This is a genomic window from Frigoribacterium sp. VKM Ac-2859 (genome assembly GCF_013204925.1).
GTDB lineage: Bacteria > Actinomycetota > Actinomycetes > Actinomycetales > Microbacteriaceae > Frigoribacterium.
In genome coordinates, this window is sequence record NZ_JABMLC010000001.1 from 1,381,125 (window position 1) to 1,403,791 (window position 22,667).

Below are 22,667 nucleotides of genomic sequence, written 5' to 3' on the forward strand. Positions count from 1 at the left end.
CATGGCGACCTACATCCTCAAGCGCCTCGGCCAGGGCCTGCTCACCGTGTTCCTCACGGTGTCGACGGTCTTCGTGCTGATCCGCCTCGCCCCCGGCGACCCGGCCGTGGCCTACGCCGGGCCGCTCGCGACCAACGAGCAACTCGCCGCCGTGCGCGAGCAGTTCGGCCTGGACGACCCGCTGCTGCAGCAGTACGGCGTGTTCCTCCAGCAGTTGTTCACGGGCAACCTGGGCACCTCGTACTCGTTCCAGGCACCGGCCGTGCAGGTCGTGCTCGAACGGCTGCCGTACACGCTGACCCTGTCGTTCGCGGCGATCCTGTTGGCGGCGGTCGTGTCGATCCCGCTCGGCGTCTGGATGGCCCGTCGCACCGACACCCGCAGCGAGACCGGCGTCAACGTCGTCGCCATCGCGGGTCAGTCGATGCCCGACTTCTGGACCGGCATCCTGCTGCTCAGCGCCTTCGCCGTCGTGATCCCGATCTTCCCGGCCTCGGGCTTCGCCACCTGGGGCGGCCTCGTGCTGCCGACGGTGACGATCGCCATCCTGCAGGTGGCCCTGATCTCCCGGCTCGTGCGCCGCGAGATGGCGACCAACTTCTCGGCGCCCTACCTGACCGTGGCCCGGTCGCGCGGCGTCTCGGAGCGGGCCCTGACCTGGCGCTACGCCATGGGCAACTCGGCGATCCCCGTCTTCACGGCCCTCGGCACTCGCTTCGCGGCGATGCTCAACGGCGTCGTCGTGGTCGAGGTCGTGTTCGCCTGGCCCGGCGTCGGGTCGCTCATCGTGCGGGCGCTCGAGACCCGCGACTACCCCCTCATCCAGGCGACCGTGCTGGTCACGTCGCTGCTCGCCGTCGGCGTCCAGCTGCTGATCGACCTCGCCTACCCCCTGCTCGATCCGCGCGTGCGGCTCGGAAAGGCGAGTGCCGCATGACCCGCACCGAGACCACCGGACAGCCGTCCGGCACGTCGACCGCCGGCGCGGCCGGTCGCACCCCCGAGGAGGCGCGACGCACCGCGGTCACGCCTCGCCTGCTGAAGAGGTCCGAGGCGGCCCGGCGGACCTCCGCCGCACGGGTGAAGCTCTGGGTCGGCGCGATCTGCGCCCTCGTGGTGATCATCCCGATCGTGCTGGCCCAGGCCCTCCCGCTGCCCGACGCGAACGGCCAGGACCTCGGCAACCGCCTCGCGCCTCCGTTCACCGCCGGCCACCTGTTCGGCACCGACCAGCTCGGTCGCGACCTGCTCTCGCGGGTGCTGCACGGCGGTCAGGTCTCGCTCGCGATCGGCGTGCTGGCGGTCATCGTCTCGGGCGCCATCGGCGTCGTCCTCGGCTCGATCGCCGGGTTCTACGGGCGCTGGGCCGACACGCTGATCAGCCGCCTGCTCGAGGCCCAGATGTCGCTGCCGTTGCTGATGATGCTGCTGCTCGTCGTCGCCCTCTTCGGCCCGTCGATCCCGGTGATCACCTTCGTCATCGCGATCGCGCAATGGCCGGAGGTGGCCCGCCTGACCCGGTCGCTCGTGCTCGTCGAACGCGAGAAGCCGTACGTCTCGTCGGCCCGCACGCTCGGCCTGAACCGCTTCACGATCCTGCTGCGCCACGTCGTCCCGAACGTCATCAAGCAGGCGACGCTCGTCGTGCTGCTGCTGCTCGCGCAGGCCGTGCTGCTCGAGAGCGCCCTGAGCTTCCTCGGGGCCGGCCCGCAGCGACCGTTCGCGACCTGGGGCCGCATCATCTCGGACGGCCAGGACTACGTCACGACCGCCTGGTGGATGGTGACGATCCCGGGTCTGTTCATCGTGCTGCTCGTCGTCGGGGTCAACCTGCTGGGCGACGCCCTGCGGGACCGGCCGCGCCGGTCGACGGCCTCGCGCCTCCGTCGGTTCGTCGGGCTGCGCCCGTCGACCCCGGCCTCGACCCCGGCCTCGGCATCGACCCCGGCCCCGGCCCCGGCCCCGGCCCCGGCCCCGCAGAAGGGAACGATCGCATGACCTCCGTGACCGACGACACCGTCGACCCCGACCTGCTCCTCGAGGTGCGTGACCTGCAGATCGAGCTGATGACGACGAACGGGATCGTGCGCGCCGTCGACGGCGTCTCGTTCCACATCGCCCGGGGCGAGACCGTCACGATCATCGGCGAGTCGGGGTCGGGCAAGTCGACCACCGCCATGGGCGTGCTGCAGCTGCTGCCCGCCGACCTCGCCGTCGTCTCGGGCCACGTGCGCATCACCGGACTCGACGTGCTCGCCTCGGCCTCGGCCGTGCGCAAGGTGCGCGGTCGGGCCGTCGCCCTGATCCCCCAGGACCCCATGACGGCGCTCAGCCCGGTGCGGTCGATCGGCTCGCAGCTCGGCGAGGCCATCCGCATCGCCGGGGCCGCCAGCGGTCGGGCCGCCGTCACCGCCCGGGCCGTGCGCCTCCTCGAGCAGGTGCACATCCCCGACCCGGCGGCCCAGCTGGGGAAGTTCCCGCACCAACTCTCGGGTGGCATGCTGCAACGCGTGCTGATCGCCATCGCGTTGGCCTGCGAGCCGCAGCTGATCGTGGCCGACGAGCCCACCAGCGCCCTCGACGTCACGGTGCAGGCCGGCATCCTCGACCTGTTGCTCGAGCTGCAGGAGCAGCGCGGCATCGGCCTGCTGATGATCACCCACGACCTCGGCGTCGCCCGGCTCGTGTCCGACCGCATCCACGTCATGAAGGCCGGCGTGTTCGTCGAGTCCGGCGACGTGCGGCAGATCGTCGAGCACCCCGCCGAGCCCTACACGCAGGGGCTGCTCGCCGCGGTGCCCACCCTGGGCGCCTGGGACGAGACGCCGTCCACGCCCGCCACGACCAGCACCGACCGACCGGAGGCCACCCGTGTCTGACATCATCCTCGAGGTCGACGACCTGGTCGTCGACTACGGCAGCGGCTCGAGTGCCCACCGCGCCGTCGACCACGTGTCGTTCTCGGTGCGCCGCGGCAGCACCTTCGCCATCGTGGGCGAGTCGGGCTGCGGCAAGTCGACGATCGCCAAGGCGGTCATGCGGTTGCTGCAGCCGACCAGCGGGCGCATCGTGCTCGACGGCACCGACCTGGCGACCCTGTCGGAGGCGCGGTTGCGGCCCCTGAGGCACCGCTTCCAGATGGTCTTCCAGGACCCGTACGGCTCGCTCGACCCGCACCTGAGCGCCCGCGACATCGTCGCCGAGCCGCTCCGACTGAAGGGCGTGCGGTCGGCCCAGGACCGGGCCACCGAGGCGGCGCGCCTGATCGACCGCGTCGGCCTGCCGTCGACGGCGCTCGACCGTCGCCCGCACGAGTTCTCCGGCGGCCAGCGCCAACGCATCGGCATCGCCCGGGCGCTCGCCTCGAGCCCCGACCTGCTGATCTGCGACGAGGCGACGAGCGCGCTCGACGTGTCGGTGCAGGCGCAGGTTCTCGACCTGCTGCGCGAGATCCAGGTCGACACCGGCATCACCTACGTCGTCATCTCGCACAACCTCGGCGTCGTGCAGCAGATCAGCGAGAGCGTCCTCGTCATGAAGCAGGGCGCCGTCGTCGAGCAGGGCGCCACGGCGCAGGTCCTCACGTCGCCTGCCGAGGACTACACGCGGCGGCTGCGCCGGGCCGCCCTCGACCCCGCGACGATGACCGGCGTCAAGCCGCGCCACGTCGTCCGCAGCCTCTCGTTGGGAGCCACCGCATGACCCGGACCGACACCGCCCGGACCGCGACCACCCCGGTCGACCCCACCGCGCTCGACGCCGCGGACACGGTGGCCGAGGCGGCCACGCGCCCCGCGCCTCCTCGGCTCGTGCTCGGCACGATGACCTTCGGCGACACCGTCGACGAGGCCACCGCCGCCCGCATGCTCGACACCGCGCGCGACGCGGGCGTCACCTGGATCGACACGGCCAACGCCTACGTCGGCGGCACGACCGAGACGATGCTCGGCCGCCTGCTCGCCGGGCGGCGCGACGAGGTCGTGCTCGCCTCGAAGGCGGGCATGCCGCACGCCGACGCGGGCGGACTGCCGCCGCTCTCGGCCGTGGCCCTCCGCGCGAGCGTCGAGGCGAGCCTGCGCCGCCTCGGCACCGACCGTCTGGACCTGTTCTACCTGCACCAGCCCGACCGGGCGACCCCGCTCGACGAGACCCTCTCGACCGTCGCCGCCCTGGTCGCCGAGGGCAAGGTGCTCTCGCTCGGCGTCTCGAACTACGCCGCCTGGCAGATCGGCGACGTCGAGCGCATCGCCGACGCCGTGGGCGCACCCCAGCCGGTCGTCGCCCAGCAGCTGTGCAACCTCGTGGCCCGCCGCCTCGACGACGAGTACCTCGAGTTCGCGAGCGTCCACGGGCTCGAGACGATGGTCTACAACCCGCTCGGCGGCGGCCTCCTGACCGGTCGGCACCGCTTCGACGAGACGCCGGCCGACGGGCGCTTCGGCGACTCGGCCCTCGCCGAGATGTACACGAAGCGCTACTGGGACGCCGACCTGTTCGCCGCGATCGACCGCCTGTCGGGCGTCGCCGCCGAGGCCGGCGTGACGCTCGTCGAGCTCGCCCTGCGCTGGGTGGCGTACCGACCCGAGGTCGGGTCGGTGCTGCTCGGCGGCTCCCGGCCCGAACAGCTGACGGCCAACGTCGCCGCCGTCGCCGCCGGGCCGCTGCCCGACGAGGTGGTGGCGGCCTGCGACGAGGTCGGGCGTCAGCTGCGGGGGCCGATGCCTCCGTACGCGCGCTGAGCCGCGCCTCCCGGCCCTCCGCACCGCGCCGCACGCCCCCGAACCGCACCGCACCGCACCGCACCGACCGCACGCCCCGCACGAGAGAGAGCACCATGAGCACCGCCAGCGACTTCGCCCGTACGATCCGCCGCCGCGAGAGGGCGGTCGGCTACTGGATCACCCTCGACGCCCCGCCGGCGACCGAGCGCATCGCTCGGCTCGGCTACGACTACGTCTGCCTCGACGCGCAGCACGGCCTCTTCGGCTACCAGGGCATGATGACCGGCCTGCTCGCCATCGACGCGGGGCAGACCTCGGCCGGGCTCGTGCGGGTCGAGGCGAACGACATCACGCCGATCGGCAAGGCCCTCGACGCCGGGGCGGCCGGCGTCATCGTGCCGCTCGTCGACACGGCCGAGGACGCCGCCTCCGCCGTGCGCAGCGCGAAGTACCCGCCCCACGGCCGCCGCTCGTACGGCCCCATGCGGTCGAGCCTGCGCATCGGCCCCGTGCCGGCGGACGCGAACGACACGACGATCGTGCTCGCCATGATCGAGACGCCCGACGGGCTCGCGAACGTCGAGGCGATCGCCGCGACGCCGGGACTCGACGGCCTCTACGTCGGGCCGAGCGACCTGTGCATCGCGGTCGGCGGGGCCTACCCGGGCGACCCGGCCGTGGAGGAGGCCTTCGACGCCGCCCTCGTCCGCGTCGCGGCCGCGGCCGAGGCCGCGGGCATCGCCGCGGGCATCCACACGCCGCACGGCGACGTCGCCCGACAGCGGCTCGCCTCGGGGTACACGTTCGCCACGGTCGCCGGCGACCTCAACCACCTCGAGGCCGCCGCCCGCGACCACCTGCAGCGTGCCACCGCGACGGACGACCCCGACGCGACCGCCGGAGGCGCGGCGTGAGCAGGCAGGACGCGGTCGCGGACGACGCGGGCGCCGACGACGCGGTCGCGGACGACGTGGGCGACGACGGACGACTGCGGCCCGACGCGGCCGGTCGCGCCTGGGCGTACCTGCCGACGGCCACGGTGCAGTCGCACGCGGCCAACCTCGCCGAGCTGCCCGACGGGCGCCTGGCCTGCGTCTGGTTCGGCGGCACGCAGGAGGGCGTCTCGGACATCCACGTCTGGTGCTCGGTCCTCGACGGCGAGGTGTGGTCCGAACCGGTGCGCCTCAGCGACGACCCCGCACGCTCCGAACAGAACCCGGTGCTCTTCACGGCCCCCTCGGGCGACGTCTGGTTGCTCTACACGGCGCAACGGGCCGGGAACCAGGACTCGGCCGAGGTGCGCCGCCGGATCTCCACCGACGGCGGGGCCACCTGGGCCGAGCCCACGACCCTCTTCGCGGCCGACGAGACGGGTGGCGTCTTCGTCCGGCAGCCGCCGGTCGTCACCCGCGCAGGCGACCTGCTCGTGCCGGTCTTCCGCTGCGTGACGACCCCGGGGAAGGCGTGGGTGGGCGACCACGACACGAGCTCGGTCATGATCTCCCGGGACGGCGGCTCCACGTGGGGTGAGGTCGCCGTCCCGGGGAGCACGGGAGCCGTGCACATGAACGTGCACGAGCTGCCCGACGGATCGCTGCTCGCGCTCTTCCGCAGCCGCTGGGCCGACGCCGTGCACGAGTCGCGCTCGACCGACGGCGGACTCCACTGGTCGGCACCGGTGCCGACCGAGCTGCCCAACAACAACTCCTCGGTGCAGTGGGTTCCGCTCGCCGACGGGCGCCTCGCGATCGTCTACAACCACCGCCGCGCCGACGCCACCACCCCGCGCCGCCTCGGGCTCTACGACGAGATCGACGAATCCGGCATCGTCGAGCAGGCCGTGCTGCCCGGCGCGGGCGCAGACCTCGACCAGGAGGCGCGGGCCGGGTCGCCCGCGGAGGGGGGCCGGACGGCGTTCTGGGGCACGCCCCGGGCTCCGATGTCGCTGGCGGTGTCGACGGACGGCGGGCGCAGCTGGCCGCACCGCGTCGACCTCGAGGACGGCGACGGGTGGTGCCTCTCGAACAACTCCCGCGACGGGCTGAACCGCGAGCTGTCGTACCCGAGCATCACGCAGACCGGCGACGGCGCCGTGCACGTGGCGTACACCTGGCACCGCCGGGCGATCCGTCACGTGCGCCTGTCGGCCGCCGATCTGCCCGGACCCGACGTCGAGGGCTGAGCCGTGTCGGACGACGGGACGCCCGTCACCGAGCGGGCGGGTGACGGTGCCGGCACCGACCGGCACGCCGTGGTGACGGGCTGCAGCTCGGGCATCGGGCGGGCGATCGCTGAGTTCCTGCTGGCCGACGGGTGGCGGGTGACCGGTCTCAGCCGACGCGCGGTCGACCTGGGCGACGGGTTCTCGTGGCTCGGCTGCGACCTCTCCGTGACCGCCGACGTCGCGCGAGCGGTCGCCGACGTCGGGTCGGTCGACGCGATCGTCCACGCGGCCGGCTACCAGGTGGCCGCCCCGCTCGGGCAGCTCGACCCCGCCGCCCTCGAGGGCATGTTCGCCGTGCACGTCGGGGCCGCGGCCGCGCTCGTCGACGCACTCGTCGACCGGCTGGCCGACGGCGGTCGCGTCGTGCTGATCGGCAGCCGCACCGCCGTCGGCGTCGCGGGCAAGAGCCAGTACGCGGCGACGAAGGCGGCCCAGGTCGCACTGGCCCGGAGCTGGGCGGCGGAACTGGCGCCGCGCGGCGTCACCGCCAACGTCGTGGCGCCGGGGCCCACCGACACGCCGATGCTCGCCGACCCGGCCCGCGCCTCCTCGGCTCCGGTCGTGCCACCGCTGGGCGCGCTCGTCGACCCGGTGGACGTGGCGGCCCTCGTCGCGTTCGTGCTCGGGCCGCACGGACGGAGCATCACCGGGCAGGCGCTCGTCGTGTGCGGCGGCGCCTCGCTCTGAGGTCGCACCGGGTCGAGGTCGCGGCGGGTCGAGGTCGCGGGTCGGGGTCGCGGCGGCTCGAGGTCGCGGCTCGAGGTCGCGGGTCGAGGTCGCGGGTCGAGGTCGCGGGTCGAGGTCGCGGCGGGTCGAGGTCACAGCGGCTGCGAGGACGCACCACCATCGCGTCGTCGAACCATCCGCGGGCCTGGTTCGACGACGCGGGCGTGGTGCGGCCTGTCCCGAAAGCGACGATCGGGGCCCCAATTGTTTTGATTCATTCAAAAGAAGGCGTATGGTGGTGTCAACGCCGACGGAGGCCAGGGCCACCGTCGAGCACCTCGGCGCCGCCCTCCTCACCTCCGCTGGCCGCCCGCTCGATCCCCCGATCGCGGGCCCCCGACCAGCACGACCCGCCCAGCCCCGAGGAGTCACCGTGAACACCACCGCCACGACCGCCCGCACCGCCGCCACCCCGCTCGGCGGCCGCTACGTCAGCAGCACCGCCGCCTCGACGGTCGGCAGCTACGTCGGTTCGCTCGCCGCCGACGTCGCGCCCGGCTCGTACGTGAGCACCTCGGCACGCCGCGACCTGTCGATCGGTCGCTACACAGCCAGCGCACGGCGTCGCCTCTCGGCCGCCACGGCGTCCGTCCGGACGGCCACGGGCTCGATCCACACCGCCACCGGCTCGATCCACACCGCCACCGGCTCGATCCGCACCGCGTAGTCGGTGCCGGTCGGGGGCACCCCTCCCCGACCGACCCGGACGGGCCGCCCCACCAGACCCGGGCCCGCCGCGCGACCTGAATCCGCGCGGCGGACCCGTTCCTCTGGGCGATGTCACGACCTACCCGGTCCGCCCACCTCGCCCAGGAGACACGACGTGCCGCTCACCCCCGAAGGTGAGCGGCACGTCGTGTCTCCGGGACGACCGGGCCCGAGCCCGGCACTCCGGACTAGAGCGTCGCGGCGGAAGGGTCCCAGCTCTCGTCGAGCGGCACCGGCTGCTGCACGGCGGACTCGACGGAGACCGGCGCACCCTGCTCGGCGGCCGACGAGATCGCCAGCAGGACGTCGAGAACGTGCGAGGCCACGGCCCCGCTGGCACGCTCGGCGTCGCCACCGCGGATGGCCCGCGCCAGGTCGAGCACGCCCGAACCGCGTCCGTAGGTCGAGCCCGCGGCGGTGAGCGTCTCGGGCTCGTCCCGGCCGAACCGCCAGAGGCTCGAGTCGCCCTCGAAGGTGTTGGGGTCGGGCAGCACGAGGGTGCCCTCGGTGCCGCTGATCTCGACGAAGCCCATGCGGGGCAGCGCGTTCTGGAACGAGAACGTCGACTGGGCCGACTGCCCGCCCGCGAACTCGATGAGCGCCGCGTGGTGCGTCGGCACCTCGACCGGGAAGGTCTCGCCGGCCCGGGGACCGCTGCCGATGGTCCGGGTGTCGAACGACTTCGACGAGACCGCGCTGACGCGGCTGGCCGAGCCGAAGGCGTGCACGAGGGTCGTCACGTAGTACGGCCCCATGTCGAAGAGCGGACCGGCCCCGAGCGCGAACAGGAAGTCGGGGTTCGGGTGCCACGACTCGGGCCCGGGCACGTGGAACATCGTGGTCGCCGTGAGGGGCTGACCGATGTCGCCCCGGGCGATGGCGCGCATGGCGGTCTGGATGCCGGCGCCGAGCACGGTGTCGGGGGCACACGCGACGCGGACGCCGGCCGCCTCGGCGGCGGCGAGCAGGTCGCGGGCCGACTCGTGGTCGAGCGCGAGGGGCTTCTCGCTCCAGACGTTCTTGCCGGCGGCGATGATCTGACGGCCGACCTCGGCGTGCACGGCCGGGATCGTGAGGTTGACGACGATCTCGATCTCGTCGATCGCGAGCAGCTCGTCGACCGTGCCGTGACCCGGGACGCCGTACGCCTCGGCCTGCGCCTGGGCGCGGTCGAGATCGAGGTCGGCGACGAAGAGCACCTCGAGGTCGGCGAACTGCGTCATGTTCTCGAGGTAGGTGCCGCTGATGACGCCCGCGCCGATGACGCCGACGCCCACGCGTCCCGTGCGGCCGGCGGTCGTGTCGACGCCGCTCACTTGTCGTTCTCCTGCAGCCAGGCGAAGGACTCGGCGACGCCGTCGAAGACGTCCTTCGCGTAGTCGTCGAACTCGACGACGCGCAGCGCGTGCGGCGCGGCGGCGAGGACGGCGGCGACGTCCACGTCGCCCTGACCGGCCGGGGTCTGGTTCTTGAAGGCGGCGGCCAGCGCGTCGGGCACCTCGAGGGCGCTCTCGCTGCTGGGCAGGGCGGTCGCGATGTCGCCGGAGATCTTGCCGTCCTTGACGTGCAGGAACTGCACGCGGTCACCCAGCGAGCGCAGCAGCGCCGGGGTGTCCATGCCGCCGACGGTCGACCAGAAGGTGTCGATCTCGAGGACGACGTCGTCGTTCAGTCGCTCGAGGAAGAAGTCGTAGACGGGGCGGCCGTCGACCTTGTTCGCGAACTCCCACTGGTGGTTGTGGTAGCCGAACTTCAGGCCCGACGCGGCGGCCAGCACCTGCAGCTCGTTGACGCGGTCGGCGATCTTCGCGGCGTCGTCGGCGGTCTGCCAGCGGTCGCTCGGGATGAACGGGTCGATCACGGTGCCGATGCCGAGCTGGGCGGCGGCGGCGAAGGCGCGCTCGGGCTCGTCGGAGTCGATGACCGGGGCGTGGCCCGAGGGCGCGGTGACGCCGGAGGCGGCGAAGGCCTTCTCGAACTCGTCGGCACGCTCGACGAACGAGTAGGGCTCGACCTTGGTGAAGCCGATCTCGGCGATGCGGGCGACGGCGCCCTGCAGGTCGGCCGAGACGGCGTCTCGGACCGTGTAGAGCTGCACGGAGGGTGACGAGGTCATGGGAGTGACTCCTTTGTCGTGAGGGGTTCAGGTGGTCTGGGCCCAACTCTGCCACTTATGTCGACCGATGACAAAAGTTCGTCCCGAATCGACGCATTCTCTTGCCCGGACGACACCCGCTGTGTATTCTGCGAACACCTAGCGCGACTAGGTTTTGACTCGAGGAGGCGTCATGGCCAACCCAGGCCCCATCGGCACGCAGGGCGTGCTCACCCAACCCATCAGCACCGTGCGGGTGTCGCGGGGCTACATGATCGCGCTGGGGCTCGCCCAGTTCGGCCTGTTCGCGGCCCTGCTCTCGCCGGTCTACGTGAGCATGCAGCTCAAGGCGCAGCAGTTGAACCCCGACGACCCGGCGAGCATCATCGGGCTGGTCCTGCCCTTCGGTGCGTTCGGAGCACTCCTCGCCAACCCGCTCGTCGGCGCGCTGAGCGACCGGACCCGCACGCGGTGGGGCCGTCGTCGGCCCTACCTGGTGGGCGGCATCGTCGTGTTCACTCTCGCCCTCGCTTGGCTCGCCTTCGCCCCCACCGTGCTGCAGCTCGGCATCGCCTGGGTGGTCGCGCAGATCGCGGCCAACGCCGTGCTCGCCGCCCTGACCGCGAGCTTCGCCGACAACGTGCCGCAGTTCCAACGCGGCAAGGCCTCGAGCGTCATCGCCCTTGCTCAGAACATCGCCGTCCTCGCCGGCACCTACCTCGCCGTCCTGTTCGTCGCGAACCTGCCGGTGCTCTTCATCGCGCCGGGCGTCCTCGCCGTCGTGCTCATCCTCGTCTACGCGGTCGTCGCCCGCGACGACCTGCCCGAGTACGAACTCAAGCCCTTCACGTTCGTCAACCTGGTCAGCTCGTTCTGGACGAACCCCCTGAAGCACCGCGACTTCGCCTTCGCCTGGTGGTCGCGGTTCCTGATCATCCTCGCGACGTTCATGTTCACGACCTACCGGCTGCTCTACATGCAGGAGCACCTCGGCATCGCGGACGTCGCCGACGCCACGGCCGCGGTCGCCTTCGGCGTCCTGCTCTACACGATCGCGTTGATGGCGAGCGCCGCGCTCTCGGGCTGGCTGAGCGACAAGCTGAAGATGCGCAAGGTCTTCGTCGGGGGCTCCACCGCCCTCTTCGCGGTCGGCCTGATCCTGCTGGCCCACGCCGAGACGGTCACCGGCTTCTACGTCGCCGAGGTCGTCATGGGCTTCGCCTACGGCATCTACGCGGCCGTCGACACGGCGCTCGTCGTCGACGTCCTGCCGAACGCCGACCGTCCCGGCAAGGACCTCGGCGTCATCAACATCGCCAACGCCCTGCCCCAGTCGCTCGCCCCGGCGATCGCCCTGTTCTTCCTCGGCGTCGGCAACGCCGGTTCGGGCAACTACACGCTGATGCTCTGGGCGGCCGGCGTCGCGGCGATCCTCGGCGCCCTGGCCGTCATCCCCATCAAGCGCGTGCGCTGAGTCGGACGCATCGATCAGGAGGCGCGGGTCGGGAGGCGCGAGCGCTCACCGACCCGCGCCTCCCGCACGTCACCGTCGGTCGGCCGTCTCGCGGTCGTCGACCGTGCGGACGGCGCCGGTCTCGATCCGGTCGGCCAGGATGCGACGTCGACGTCGACCCAGGGACAGCGCCCCCGGCACGACGAGGACGACCGCGATGGCGATCCACAGTCCGATGGTGAGCGGGCTCGACACCAGGATGCCCGGGTCGCCCTCGGACAGGATCATCGCCCGGCGCAGCTGCTGTTCGAGCAGCGGCCCGAGGATCAGCCCCACGACCGCGGGGGCCACGGGGATGTCGCCGATCCGCAGCAACAGGCCGAGGGCGCCGATGCCCGCCAGCAGGAACAGGTCGGTGGTCGACCCGCCCGCCGAGTAGGCGCCCAGGCAGGCGAACACGACGACCGCCGCGTAGATGGCCCAGGCCGGGATGGTCAGCACCCGGGCCCACACCTTGACCAGCGGCAGGTTGAGCACCAGCAGCATCACGTTGCCGATGTACAGCGACGCGATGAGTGCCCAGACGAGGTCGCCCGACTCGGCGAACAGGGTCGGTCCGGGCTGCAGCCCGTAGGACTGGAAGGCCGTGAGGATCACGGCCGCGGTGGCCGAGGTCGGCAGTCCGATCGTCAGCAGCGGCACGAGCACGCCGGCGGCGGCGGCGTTGTTCGCCGCCTCGGGCCCGGCGACGCCCTCGATGGCGCCGTGGCCGAACTCGTCCTTGTGCTTCGACAGGCGCTTCTCGGTGGCGTACGACAAGAAGGTCGGGATCTCGGCGCCCCCGGCCGGCAGCGACCCGATCGGGAAGCCGAGCGCCGTGCCGCGCAACCACGCGGGCCACGACCGCTTGAACTCGTCGCGGGTCAGCAACGCCCGCCCCTTGACGGGTTGCACGGTCGTGCGGCCCGTCTTGGCCAGGACGTGACCGAGGGCCTCGCTGATGGCGAAGAGACCCACCACCACGAGCACGACGTCGATGCCGTCGAAGAGGCCGCCGGCGCCGAAGGCGAGTCGGGCCTGGCCGGACTGCGCGTCGATCCCGACGAGTCCGATCGTCAGGCCGATGAGCAGGCTCGCCGCCCCCTTCAGGAGGCTCGGGCCGAGCAGGGCGGACACGGTCACGAACGCGATCACCATGAGGGCGACGTACTCGGGCGGCCCGAGTTGGACGGCGAAGTCCGCCACCCAGGGGGCGACGAACGTGATGGCGACGGTGCCGACCGTGCCGGCGACGAACGACCCGAGGGCTGCCGTGGCCAGGGCCGACGCGGCACGACCGGCCTTCGCCATCTTGTTGCCCTCGATCGCCGAGACGATCGAGGCGGACTCCCCCGGGGTGTTCAGCAGGATGGACGTCGTCGACCCGCCGTACATGCCGCCGTAGTAGATGCCCGCGAACAGGATCAGTGCCGCCGCGGGGTCGAGGCGGAAGGTGATGGGCAGCAACAACGCCACCGTCAGGGCCGGGCCGATGCCGGGCAGCACGCCCACCGCGGTGCCGATGGTGACGCCGAGCAGCGCCCAGAGCAGGTTCTCGGGCGTCAGCGCCGCCTCGAAGCCCTGCATCAACAGGTTCAGCTGGTCCATGGTCTAGAACCCCCAGGGCCCGGCGGGCAGCGCCAGGCCGATCACGCGGTCGAACAACAGGACGATGACGCCCGCGAGCACGAGGCCGTAGAGCGCCAGGCGCCACCACGGCCTCGGCGAGCCCAGCACGAGGGCGCCGGCGACGAACAGGGCCACCGAGACGACGGTGAAGCCGACGAACGGCAGCAGGACGCCGTAGACGACGATGCCGGCCAGGAGGCCGAGGACGCTCCACAACCGCGGGCTCACGGGGCCCACTCCCCGCCGCAGGACGACCAGGACGAATCGCAGGTTCACCGCGACGAGGGCGACGCCGACCACGGCGAGCAGCACCCCGATGATGGTCGGGAACGCTGCGGGCCCCAACGGTTCGCTGGTCGGACGCAACGACGCGGCGTCGGTGAGCACGACGATCGCGGCGACGACGAGGAGGAGACCGACGACGGCCGTGACCGCACCGCTGACCACCGCAGGGTGGTCGACGGCTCGGGAGGCGACGGACGACGGAGGCGCGGCCCGGCGGTCGCGGACCGTGCGTACCTCGGTGGTGTCGAGACCGGGAGGGGCCTGCTTCTCGCGACGGCGGGCTCTCATCGGTCGCTCCCCAGTCCGATGTCGTCGAGGACGGTGCCGATCGTGGCCTCCTGGTCGGCGACGAACTCGTCGAACTCGGGCCCGGTGAGGAACTCGTCGCCCCACCCGCGGGTCTCGACGATGTCGGCCCAGGCCTCGGTGTCGTGCATCTCGGTGAGCATGGTGACCAGCGCCTCCTCGTCCTCGACGCTGATGCCGGGGGGTGCCGCGACGCCACGCCAGTTCTGCAGCTCGACGTCGAGGCCCTGCTCGTGGAACGTCGCGACCTCGGGCAGGTTGTCGACCCGCTCGGGGCTCGACACCGCGAGGGCCCGGACCGAACCGTCGGCGATGTACGGCGCGATCTCGCTGATGCCCGAGATGCCCGCGGTCGACCGCCCCGAGAGCAACGTGGTGAGTGCCTCGCCACCGCCCGAGTGCGCGACGTAGGACACCTCGGCCGGATCGGCACCGGCCGCCTGGGCGAACAACCCGGCGAGGATCTGCTCGACCCCGCCCGCCGAACCGCCCGAGATGGACTGGGCCCCGACGTCGTCGCGCATGAGCCCGGCGAACTGCTCGAGGCTCTCGATCTCGGATTCGGCCGGCACGACGAGCACGAGGTACTCGGTGCTCAGCCGCGCGAGCATGGTGACGTCCTGCAGCGAGTAGGGCGACTCGTTCGTGATGACGGCGCCGATCATGATCGCCCCGGTGGCCATCAGCTGGCTGGCGTCGCCCCGGTGCTGGACGAACTGGGCGAGCCCCGGGGTGCCTCCCGCGCCTCCGACGTTGTAGACCTCGCTGCGGCCGATGACGTCGGCGAGCGAGGACTGCATGGCCCGGGCGGTCTGGTCCCACCCTCCACCAGGGTTGGCAGGGGCCATGATGCGCAGCTGTTGCCCGCCGAGAGCGGCCTGGATGGCCGTCGCCGGGCTGGCGCTGCGGGCCACGTTCGTGGCCACGAGGGCGACCACGACGGCGATCGCGAGGGCCACGACCACCCCCAGGCCGACGCGGTCTCGAAGGCCTCCGCCGGGGGCACGTTCGTCTGCGGGCATCGTTGCTCCTCATCGATCGTCGACGTCTTCGTCACTCTCTGTATACAGTGACGGACGGTCGGCGTCAACGAGGAGGCGCGTGGCCGGGTCGGTCAGGCGAGCTCGGCGTCGACCTCCGAGCGCAGCAGGTCGAGCCGGATCTCGCGGGCCCGCTGCATGTGCCGCCGCGCGACGGCGCCCGCGCGCACGGCGTCGCGGTCGCGGATCGCCGCCACGACGAGCGCGTGCTCGTCGAGGGCCTCGCCCCACCGGTCGCCGACCGACAGGGTCGAACTCGGGGTGTGGATCAGGTGGACCGACAGCCGCTCGAGCAGGTCGAGCAGGACGGGGTTGTGCGCGGCGTCCCAGAGGGCGGCGTGGAACTCGAGGTTGGTGGTCATCCGGAGGCGGTCGGACGGGTCGACGAGTGCCCGGTCCCGGGCCACGAGCCCGTCGAGGCGCTCGAGGTCGTGGTCGTCGCGGGTGTTCGCCGCCTGCGCGGCCACCTCGGCCTCGAGCATGATGCGCACGTCGTAGACCTGCACGACCTCACGGGCGTCGACGCGTTTGACGAAGAGACCTCGCGCGCCGCGTTCGAGCAGTCGTTCGTGCTCCAGACGTCCCAGTGCGGCACGGACGGGGGTGCGCGACACCCCGAAGCGCTCGGCCAGCACGACCTCACGCAACGCCGTTCCGGGAGGGAGGACGCCCGAGAGGATCTGCGTGCGCAGCTCGTCGTGGATGGAGTCGCCGTCGTGACGCGTCGGCCGTGCCGCCACGTCGACGCGGGCGTCACCGGGCGAGGTCATGCCCTAGGCGGCCAGACCGGCCCGCCGGCCGAACACCGCCCCCGCCGCGAGACCCGAACCGCCGGGGTAGTTGCCCGAGAACAGACCACCGAGCGCTTCACCGACGGCGAAGAGCCCGGGCACGGTGCTGCCGTCGTCGCGTCGCACCCGCCCGTCGACGTCGCCGGCGAGGCCGCCGAAGGTGAAGGTGATGCCACAGGTCACAGGGTAGGCGAAGAACGGACCCGTCTCGAGGGGCGTCGCCCAGTTGCTCTTCGGCGGGGTGACGTCGGCCCTGCGGCCGTCCTTGACCGTCGGGTCCCACGGCACCGAGCGGTCGATCGAGGCGTTGTACTCGCGGATGGTGGCGACGAACGCGGCGGCGTCGACGTCGAGGGAGGCCGCGAGCTGCTCGAGCGTGTCCGCCTCGACGACGCTGATGCCGGGCATGTCGTACTCCTCGGTGCGCAGCATCGGACGGAGCGACGCGTCGAAGACCTGGTAGGCGATGCCGCCCGGTTGTTCGAGGATGCGGCCGCCGAACTTCGCGTACGTGTAGTTGCGGAAGTCCTCGCCCTCGTCGACGAAGCGTCGACCCTCACGGTTCACGATGACCCCGAGCGGGTAGCTCTGCCTCGTGAAGCGGTTGGTCAGCTCGCGGTTGCCCTCGTTGTCGGGGTGGAAGGCGTCCCACTGCACGCTGTGGGCGGTCGACCAGTCGCCCCCGCGGGCGGCGCCGAGGTCGAGGGCGGCCTCGATCAGCTCGCCCGTGTTGAGGGGCGTGCCGCGGACGACCGCCGAGCCCCAGCCCGGGCCGAGGTGTCGCTCGCGCAGCTCGGGGCTCGACTCGAAGCCGCCCGACGCGACGACCACCGATTCGGCGCGCACCTCGTGCTCGCGGCCCTCGGCGTCGACGCAGGTCACGCCCGTGACCGAGACGGGCACCGTCGCCCCCGTCCCTTCCCCTGGCCCTGCCCCCGCCGCCGCCTCGGTGGGCGCGGTGAGGAACCCCGTGACGCGGACGCCGTACGCGACACGGTAGCCCAGGCGTTCGGCGACCGCACGGTGGTCGGCGACGAGGCCCTTGCCCCCGTCGACGTTGCCGAGGTGGAGACCGCCCCAGAACAGGTAGCCACCACCGTCGCGCTCGTACGCCTGACGCTCGTACATGAGGCGGTAGCGCAGGCCCAGGTCGTGCAACCAGGCGACCGCGTCGCGCGACTCCTCGACGAGGACGGTGGTCATGTCGGGGTCGTTGCGACCCGAGGTGACCTTCCGCAGGTCGGCCGCGTACTCGTCGGCGGGATAGGGAGGCACCTCGGTGACACCGTGCCGATCGTCCGGCTCGACGATGTCGACCAGGTCGGCGAGGCCGCCGTGCGCGATGCGGGTCGCCCCCGCCGTGTAGTAGCTGTTGCCACCCGACTCGGCCTCGTCGCCGCGCTCGAGCAGCAGCACCCGACGACCACGGGAGGCCGCCGCGTGGGCCGCGGTGAAACCGGCGTTGCCGCCGCCCACCACCACGACGTCGACGGACTCGGGCAGGGGTGTGGCGGTCATGGTTCTCCTCTTCGAGATGGAGCATTAGTGTATACACTAATCACGCTCACTGTCGAGCCCAGGCCGACCTCTGCGGCGAGGCTTCCGCGAGTCGGGCGGAGGCGTGTGCGACGGCCTACCGTCGCACACGTCATGACGCCCCCGACCGACCCCGCACCCGCCCCCGCCGCCACCACCGGTCCGGGTGCCGACCGGGTCGTGCCCACGGTCGGGCCGGTCATGGCACCCGACCTGCACCTCATGACCTACAACATCCGTCGCCGCATGCCGCAGGTGCGGACCACCCGTCACGCGCTGGCCGACCGGTGGTCGACCCGGTTGCCGGCGCTGCGCCTCCTGCTCGAGGCCGAGCGACCCTCGGTGCTCGGACTCCAGGAGGCGCTGCCGGACCAGTCCGCGCAGCTCGCGGCCGCGCTCGGCGACGGCTACGCCTCGGTCGGCACGGGTCGCGACCGCGATCGCGGCGGCGAGCGCGTCGAACTGCACGTCGACACCACCCGGCTGCGGATCGTCCGCCACGAGGCGCTCTGGCTCTCGGCCACCCCCACGGTGCCGGGGTCGCGCTCGTACGGCAACATGATCCCCCGCACGGCCGTCCACGCCGAGCTCGACGACCTCGTGACCGGGGCCCGGCTGCACGTCGTCGTCACGCACTTCGACCACCTCTCGGCCCGCTCGCGGCGGCACTCCGCCGTGCAGCTGCGCACCTTCACCGACGCCCTCGACGGACCCGTCGTCGTGATGGGCGACTTCAACGCCGGGGTCGACTCCCCCGCGCACCGCGAGCTGACCCGCGGCAGGCTGGTCGACAGCCGCGTGGTGGCCGACGCGCGGCTCGACCCGGGCTGGGGCTCGTTCTCGAACTACGGCCCGCCCCGCACCGGCGGCCGCCGCCTGGACTGGCTGCTCGTCGACGCCGGGGCCCACGTCGAACGGGCCGGCGTCGGCGGGGTCCGTCCCGGCGGCGTCGCCCCCTCCGACCACGACCCCGTGCACGCCGTCGTGCGCTGGCCGTCCGGGCACCCCGCCCCGCGTCCGCCCGACGAGCCCACCGTCGAGCACCGCACCACCGAACACCGCCCCGAGGAGTCCTGAGATGTCCACCGTCGCCGAGACCTTCCTCCGCCGCCCGCACGGGGTCCTCGAGTACGTCGCCGACGCGGTGCGCGTGGTCGCGGCCCTGAGCGTCGTCGTCGCGGGCATCGGCTGGGGCGTGGTCGAGATCGCCGTGCTGATGCTGGCGCTGCTCGGCACCCTCGTGCCCCGCATGCTCGGCCTCCGGGCGAGCGTCGACCTGATGGTCGGCGTCGCCGCCCTGGGCGCCGCCTGGAGCAGCGTCTTCGAGCTCTACACCCGGGTCACGGGCTACGACACGGTCGTGCACTTCCTGCTCAACGGCCTGCTGGCCGCGGTGTTCGTCGTCCTCGCCCGCCGGGCCGGCTGGATCGCCTCGTCGGGCGACACCGGTGGACGAGGAGGCGCGGGTCGCTCGGCCCGCGTCGGCTCAGTCCTGACGACGGTCGCGTTCGGCCTGGCGGCCGGCACCCTGTGGGAGATGGGCGAGTGGGCGGGCCACACCCTCGTCGACTCGGCGATCTTCGTCGGTTACGACGACACGATCGGCGACCTCGCCGCGGGAGGCCTCGGCTCGCTGCTGGCCGGGCTGGCGCTGCCGTTCCTCGTGGGGGGCGACGTCCGCGGCCGAGCCACGCGCGCCTCCTCGTCCGGAGCCGATGCCGGTGCCGGTGCCGGTGCCGACGGACGCGGGGTCGACGCCGTCGGCCACGGCCACCCGCGCGTCCACCACCGCTGACGGCGTCCAACCGAGCCGCGTGAAGACGCCGGCCGGGTCGGCGCGCAACCAGCGCGACCACGGCAGGCCGTCGATGCCGTGCACCGTGAACGAGTGCAGCGCCCGGTACGTCCGCAACCAGGGGGCGTTGCCCGGGTCGAGCGGCCGGGCCGAGATGCCCGTGACGACGTCGCGGCGGTAGGCGATGCGGCCCCGCCCGGCGAGTTGGCGGTCGCCGAGGTGCAGGGCGAGGTCCATGTCGTCGTGCAGCAGGGTCTCGTGCCGGTGCACCTCGTCGCGCACGTCGAGCCAGGCGGTGCGGCGCATCATCATCGTCGAGCCGAACAGCGGCCAGTGCGCCAGCGCGGCCCCGATCACGAGGTGGTACGCGCCCACGTAGAGGGCGGAGAGCAGGCGCTCGACGCCGACGGGCGCGTCGTAGAAGCGGGCGTTCGTGCTGACGGCGAGCACGTCCGGATCGTCGACGAGGGTGCCGACCAGGTCGGCGACCCAGGTGCGGGGAAGGACGCTGTCGGCGTCGACCCGACCGATGAGGTCGACGGGTGGGGCGGCGCCCGGTCCGGCACCCACGCCGGCGGCGGCGTCGTACCCCGTGCTCGCGGCCGCGGCGATGCCGACCTCGGCCTCGGTGACCACCCGGGCACCGTGCCGGAGGGCCACCTCGACGGTGTCGTCGGTGCTGCCGTTGTCGACGACGATCACCTCGTCGGGCACCCGGGTCTGCCGCGCGAGCGAGCGGAGGCAGGCGTCGAGCAGGGCTCCGTCGTCGCGGACGGGGACGACGACACAGACACGCACTCGCCCATCCAACCCGGTCGGGGCGGGTCACGTCGAGCGTTCACACCCCAGGACGTCGCCGAGACCGTCGGCGCGCACGGGGGTCTCGGCGGTTTCGTGGGGTCTGGCCGCACGCCCGCCCGGCGAGAGCAGACTCGGCGCATGATCCCGACCGCCGCCGAACCGATCGTCCCCATGCTCGCGAAGGCCGTGGCCGACGTGCCCGAGCCCGACTCCGTCGAGGGCGGACTCGTCTACGAACCCAAGTGGGACGGGTTCCGCGGCATCGTCTACGCGGAACGCGCCGACTCCGACGCCGACGACCCCGACGCCCCGCTCACCGTCGAGATCGGCAGCCGCGGGTCGAAGATGCTGACCCGCTACTTCCCCGAGCTGGTCGAGGCCCTCGCCCGCCTCCTGCCGGGGCCCTGCGTGCTCGACGGCGAGATCGTCGTGCGGACCGGCGACCCTGGCCACGAACGCCTGGACTGGGACGCGCTCGGCCAGCGCATCCACCCCGCGGCCTCGCGCGTCGCGAAGCTCAGCGCCGAGACCCCCGCGATGTTCGTCGCGTTCGACCTGCTCGCCCTCGGCGGGCGCGACCTGCTCGACACCCCGTTCGCCGAACGCCGCGCGCTGCTGCTCGAGACGCTCGGCCCCGAGGGAGGCGCCGACAGAGGCGTCGAGGGAGGCCCCGACGAAGGCGCCGACGGCACGGCAGGAGGCGCGGACCGCCCCCTGCACGTCAGCCGGGCCACCGACGACGTCGCGACCGCCCGCCGGTGGCTGACCGAGTTCGAGGGCGCAGGGCTCGACGGGGTCGTGGCCAAGCCGGCCCGCGCCTCCTACGCTCCCGGCAAACGCACCATGCTCAAGGTCAAGCACCACCGCACCGCGGACGTGGTGGTGCTCGGCTACCGCGTCCACAAGAGCGGTTCGGGCGTGGGGTCGCTGTTGCTCGGGCTGTACGACGCCGACGGCGAGCTGACGAACGTCGGAGGCGCGTCCGCGTTCTCGGACGCCCGACGCCTCGAGCTCGTCGACGAGTTGGCGCCGTTCGTCGACCGCGACGACGAGGGCGAGGTGCGGCACGCCGAGACCGAGCGCAGCCGCTTCTCGTCGGGCAAGGACGTGTCGTTCGTCCCGCTGCGCCCCGAGCGCGTGGTCGAGGTGCGGTACGACCAGATGGAGGGCTCCCGCTTCCGCCACACCGTGCAGGTCGAACGGTGGCGCGACGACCGCGAAGCGCGTTCGTGCGGTTTCGACCAGCTCGAGGTCCCGGCGGCGTACGACCTGGGCGAGGTGCTCGCCTAGGCGACGAGCGCTTCCTCGGGCACAGGGCACCGCGTTTCGGGCACCGCACACCGACGAGACGCGGTGCCGTGCACGGGACACGGTGTCGTGGTCAGTCGGCGGCGGGCTTCCGCGCGCGGCTGGGCTGCACGCGGGGCGGCTCGCCGGGCATCTTCGGGAAGTCCGGCGGGAAGGGCAGTTCGCCGAGGCCGTCGGCGACGTCGCGCTCCCACCAGGCGAGCAACGTGTCGATGCGCCCCGGCGACTCGTGCATCGAGGCCCACGGGTCGCCGTGGGTCTGCAGCCGCTCGGGCACAGTCCGCACGGTGTGCTCGGCCGGGTCGATGCCGGGCAGGTCGTCCCACGTGACCGGCAGCGACACGGAGGCGCGGGGCAGCGCCCGGGGAGACCAGGCCCCCGCCATGGTGCGGTCGCGATTGGCCTGGTTGTAGTCGACGAAGAGGCGGTCGCCGCGTTCTTCCTTCCACCACGCGGTGGTGACGCGGTCGGGGGTGCGGCGTTCGAGTTCGCGGGCGGCGGCGATCACGGCGTGCCGCACCTCCAGGAACTCGTGCGTCGGCTCGATCGGCGCGAAGACGTGCAGACCCCGGTTGCCGCTCGTCTTGACGAACGCGGTGAGACCGGCCTCGTCGAGCACGGCCCGGAGGTCGAGTGCGGCCGTCACGGCATCGGCGAAGCTCGTGCCCGGCTGCGGGTCGAGGTCGATGCGCAGCTGGTCGGGCAGGTCGGGCTGCTCGGCGCGCGAGGCCCACGGGTGGAAGACCAGGGTGTTCATCTGGGCCGCCCAGACCGCGGCGGCCGGCTCGTCGATCACGAGCTGCGGGTGCACGCGGCCGCTCGGGTAGGTGATGTCGACGGCCCGGACGTAGTCCGGCGTGCCGCGGGGCGGGTTCTTCGAGAAGTACTGGTCGCCGTCGACGTCGCCGCCGAACCGCTGCAGCGAGATCGGACGGTCGCCGTTCGCCGCGACGAAGGGCGTGCCGACCTCGACCAGGTAGCGCGCCAGGTCGAGCTTGGTCACGCCGAGGTCGGGCCAGAGCACGCGGGACGGACTGCTGATGCGGACGTCGCGGTCGCCCACCCGCAGGGTCGTCGCCTCGGATGCCATGTGCGTGACGCTAGTCCCGTCGCGCCGCCGGGGCACGAGGTGCCGGCGTTCACGGGGTGTTCACCCGGGCGTCGCTTCCGTCCGAGATGGTTCGGTCCACACCCGACGAAACGGACACCC

Annotated in this window: 21 protein-coding genes; 12 read left to right on the forward strand and 9 right to left on the reverse strand. The window is 72.8% G+C overall.

Annotation, left to right across the window (positions count from 1 at the left end; translation table 11 throughout):
• The first annotated feature begins 1 nt into the window (after window position 1).
• From HQQ78_RS06395 to HQQ78_RS06435, 9 genes are all read left to right on the forward strand, one after another.
• Complete coding sequence (locus tag HQQ78_RS06395; RefSeq protein ID WP_043594466.1) at window positions 2-937, forward strand: ABC transporter permease; 936 nt, start codon at window positions 2-4, stop codon at window positions 935-937.
• Window positions 934-1,998 (forward strand): ABC transporter permease, encoded by a 1,065-nt coding sequence (locus HQQ78_RS06400; protein WP_173151661.1) that lies wholly within the window; start codon window positions 934-936, stop codon window positions 1,996-1,998. The genes HQQ78_RS06395 and HQQ78_RS06400 overlap by 4 nt, the downstream gene beginning before the upstream one ends.
• On the forward strand, window positions 1,995-2,879 hold the full coding sequence (locus HQQ78_RS06405) for an ABC transporter ATP-binding protein (RefSeq protein WP_056046912.1): 885 nt from the start codon (window positions 1,995-1,997) through the stop codon (window positions 2,877-2,879). Before HQQ78_RS06400 ends, HQQ78_RS06405 begins: the two co-directional genes overlap by 4 nt.
• Complete coding sequence (locus HQQ78_RS06410) at window positions 2,872-3,702, forward strand: dipeptide/oligopeptide/nickel ABC transporter ATP-binding protein (RefSeq protein WP_173151663.1); 831 nt, start codon at window positions 2,872-2,874, stop codon at window positions 3,700-3,702. Before HQQ78_RS06405 ends, HQQ78_RS06410 begins: the two co-directional genes overlap by 8 nt.
• Window positions 3,699-4,739: an aldo/keto reductase gene (locus tag HQQ78_RS06415; RefSeq protein WP_173151665.1), complete on the forward strand. Its 1,041-nt coding sequence runs from the start codon at window positions 3,699-3,701 to the stop codon at window positions 4,737-4,739. The genes HQQ78_RS06410 and HQQ78_RS06415 overlap by 4 nt, the downstream gene beginning before the upstream one ends.
• A 95-nt stretch (window positions 4,740-4,834) precedes the next feature.
• Window positions 4,835-5,635, forward strand: a complete 801-nt coding sequence (locus tag HQQ78_RS06420) for an HpcH/HpaI aldolase/citrate lyase family protein (protein ID WP_173151667.1) — start codon at window positions 4,835-4,837, stop codon at window positions 5,633-5,635.
• Window positions 5,632-6,903: an exo-alpha-sialidase gene (locus HQQ78_RS06425; RefSeq protein ID WP_371740376.1), complete on the forward strand. Its 1,272-nt coding sequence runs from the start codon at window positions 5,632-5,634 to the stop codon at window positions 6,901-6,903. The genes HQQ78_RS06420 and HQQ78_RS06425 overlap by 4 nt, the downstream gene beginning before the upstream one ends.
• Window positions 6,904-6,906: 3 nt before the next feature.
• Window positions 6,907-7,632, forward strand: a complete 726-nt coding sequence (locus HQQ78_RS06430; RefSeq protein WP_371740377.1) for an SDR family NAD(P)-dependent oxidoreductase — start codon at window positions 6,907-6,909, stop codon at window positions 7,630-7,632.
• Between the two features lie 412 nt (window positions 7,633-8,044).
• The gene (locus HQQ78_RS06435; RefSeq protein WP_173151669.1) at window positions 8,045-8,338 is read left to right on the forward strand and encodes a hypothetical protein; all 294 of its coding nucleotides are present in this window, start codon (window positions 8,045-8,047) and stop codon (window positions 8,336-8,338) included.
• A gap of 229 nt (window positions 8,339-8,567) precedes the next feature.
• Here the strand turns inward: HQQ78_RS06435 and HQQ78_RS06440 are convergent, their stop codons facing one another.
• Window positions 8,568-9,695: a Gfo/Idh/MocA family protein gene (locus HQQ78_RS06440; protein WP_056046921.1), complete on the reverse strand. Its 1,128-nt coding sequence runs from the start codon at window positions 9,693-9,695 to the stop codon at window positions 8,568-8,570.
• Window positions 9,692-10,495, reverse strand: a complete 804-nt coding sequence (locus tag HQQ78_RS06445) for a sugar phosphate isomerase/epimerase (RefSeq protein WP_123570674.1) — start codon at window positions 10,493-10,495, stop codon at window positions 9,692-9,694. The genes HQQ78_RS06440 and HQQ78_RS06445 overlap by 4 nt, the downstream gene beginning before the upstream one ends.
• Before the next feature lie 172 nt (window positions 10,496-10,667).
• On the opposite strand from HQQ78_RS06445, the gene HQQ78_RS06450 reads away from it, so the two are divergent.
• A complete protein-coding gene (locus tag HQQ78_RS06450) occupies window positions 10,668-11,948 on the forward strand; it encodes an MFS transporter (protein ID WP_056046923.1) in 1,281 nt (426 codons plus the stop codon).
• 69 nt (window positions 11,949-12,017) lie between these two features.
• On the opposite strand, the gene HQQ78_RS06455 is transcribed toward HQQ78_RS06450, so the two are convergent.
• From HQQ78_RS06455 to tcuA, 5 genes are all read right to left on the reverse strand, one after another.
• Window positions 12,018-13,574 (reverse strand): tripartite tricarboxylate transporter permease, encoded by a 1,557-nt coding sequence (locus HQQ78_RS06455; RefSeq protein WP_173151671.1) that lies wholly within the window; start codon window positions 13,572-13,574, stop codon window positions 12,018-12,020.
• Window positions 13,575-13,577: 3 nt separating this feature from the next.
• On the reverse strand, window positions 13,578-14,168 hold the full coding sequence (locus tag HQQ78_RS06460; RefSeq protein ID WP_173151673.1) for a tripartite tricarboxylate transporter TctB family protein: 591 nt from the start codon (window positions 14,166-14,168) through the stop codon (window positions 13,578-13,580).
• Complete coding sequence (locus HQQ78_RS06465) at window positions 14,165-15,208, reverse strand: tripartite tricarboxylate transporter substrate binding protein (protein ID WP_173151675.1); 1,044 nt, start codon at window positions 15,206-15,208, stop codon at window positions 14,165-14,167. The genes HQQ78_RS06460 and HQQ78_RS06465 overlap by 4 nt, the downstream gene beginning before the upstream one ends.
• 92 nt (window positions 15,209-15,300) lie before the next feature.
• On the reverse strand, window positions 15,301-15,996 hold the full coding sequence (locus HQQ78_RS06470) for a GntR family transcriptional regulator (protein ID WP_173151677.1): 696 nt from the start codon (window positions 15,994-15,996) through the stop codon (window positions 15,301-15,303).
• 3 nt (window positions 15,997-15,999) lie between these two features.
• The gene (gene tcuA / locus HQQ78_RS06475) at window positions 16,000-17,535 is read right to left on the reverse strand and encodes an FAD-dependent tricarballylate dehydrogenase TcuA (RefSeq protein WP_173151679.1); all 1,536 of its coding nucleotides are present in this window, start codon (window positions 17,533-17,535) and stop codon (window positions 16,000-16,002) included.
• 132 nt (window positions 17,536-17,667) lie between these two features.
• Here tcuA and HQQ78_RS06480 point away from each other — a divergent pair, with 132 nt between their 5' ends.
• A complete protein-coding gene (locus HQQ78_RS06480) occupies window positions 17,668-18,630 on the forward strand; it encodes an endonuclease/exonuclease/phosphatase family protein (RefSeq protein WP_173151681.1) in 963 nt (320 codons plus the stop codon).
• Window positions 18,631-19,039: 409 nt separating this feature from the next.
• Here HQQ78_RS06480 and HQQ78_RS16365 read toward each other — a convergent pair whose 3' ends face one another.
• Window positions 19,040-20,146 (reverse strand): glycosyltransferase family A protein, encoded by a 1,107-nt coding sequence (locus HQQ78_RS16365; protein ID WP_371740378.1) that lies wholly within the window; start codon window positions 20,144-20,146, stop codon window positions 19,040-19,042.
• A gap of 141 nt (window positions 20,147-20,287) precedes the next feature.
• On the opposite strand from HQQ78_RS16365, the gene HQQ78_RS06495 reads away from it, so the two are divergent.
• A complete protein-coding gene (locus HQQ78_RS06495; RefSeq protein WP_254065007.1) occupies window positions 20,288-21,439 on the forward strand; it encodes an ATP-dependent DNA ligase in 1,152 nt (383 codons plus the stop codon).
• Window positions 21,440-21,530: 91 nt separating this feature from the next.
• Here HQQ78_RS06495 and ligD read toward each other — a convergent pair whose 3' ends face one another.
• The gene (gene ligD / locus HQQ78_RS06500; protein WP_173151685.1) at window positions 21,531-22,547 is read right to left on the reverse strand and encodes a non-homologous end-joining DNA ligase; all 1,017 of its coding nucleotides are present in this window, start codon (window positions 22,545-22,547) and stop codon (window positions 21,531-21,533) included.
• Window positions 22,548-22,667: the final 120 nt, after the last annotated feature.

Bases quoted from the DNA above. Each gene is read 5' to 3' on its own strand.
- HQQ78_RS06395 (WP_043594466.1), top strand. From the start codon at position 2: ATGGCGACCTACATCCTCAAGCGCCTCGGCCAGGGCCTGCTCACCGTG.
- HQQ78_RS06400 (WP_173151661.1), top strand. From the start codon at position 934: ATGACCCGCACCGAGACCACCGGACAGCCGTCCGGCACGTCGACCGCC.
- HQQ78_RS06405 (WP_056046912.1), top strand. From the start codon at position 1,995: ATGACCTCCGTGACCGACGACACCGTCGACCCCGACCTGCTCCTCGAG.
- HQQ78_RS06415 (WP_173151665.1), top strand. From the start codon at position 3,699: ATGACCCGGACCGACACCGCCCGGACCGCGACCACCCCGGTCGACCCC.
- HQQ78_RS06420 (WP_173151667.1), top strand. From the start codon at position 4,835: ATGAGCACCGCCAGCGACTTCGCCCGTACGATCCGCCGCCGCGAGAGG.
- HQQ78_RS06445 (WP_123570674.1), bottom strand. From the start codon at position 10,495: ATGACCTCGTCACCCTCCGTGCAGCTCTACACGGTCCGAGACGCCGTC.
- HQQ78_RS06450 (WP_056046923.1), top strand. From the start codon at position 10,668: ATGGCCAACCCAGGCCCCATCGGCACGCAGGGCGTGCTCACCCAACCC.
- HQQ78_RS06455 (WP_173151671.1), bottom strand. From the start codon at position 13,574: ATGGACCAGCTGAACCTGTTGATGCAGGGCTTCGAGGCGGCGCTGACG.
- HQQ78_RS06460 (WP_173151673.1), bottom strand. From the start codon at position 14,168: ATGAGAGCCCGCCGTCGCGAGAAGCAGGCCCCTCCCGGTCTCGACACC.
- HQQ78_RS06465 (WP_173151675.1), bottom strand. From the start codon at position 15,208: ATGCCCGCAGACGAACGTGCCCCCGGCGGAGGCCTTCGAGACCGCGTC.
- HQQ78_RS06470 (WP_173151677.1), bottom strand. From the start codon at position 15,996: ATGACCTCGCCCGGTGACGCCCGCGTCGACGTGGCGGCACGGCCGACG.
- tcuA (WP_173151679.1), bottom strand. From the start codon at position 17,535: ATGACCGCCACACCCCTGCCCGAGTCCGTCGACGTCGTGGTGGTGGGC.
- HQQ78_RS06480 (WP_173151681.1), top strand. From the start codon at position 17,668: ATGACGCCCCCGACCGACCCCGCACCCGCCCCCGCCGCCACCACCGGT.
- HQQ78_RS06495 (WP_254065007.1), top strand. From the start codon at position 20,288: ATGATCCCGACCGCCGCCGAACCGATCGTCCCCATGCTCGCGAAGGCC.
- ligD (WP_173151685.1), bottom strand. From the start codon at position 22,547: ATGGCATCCGAGGCGACGACCCTGCGGGTGGGCGACCGCGACGTCCGC.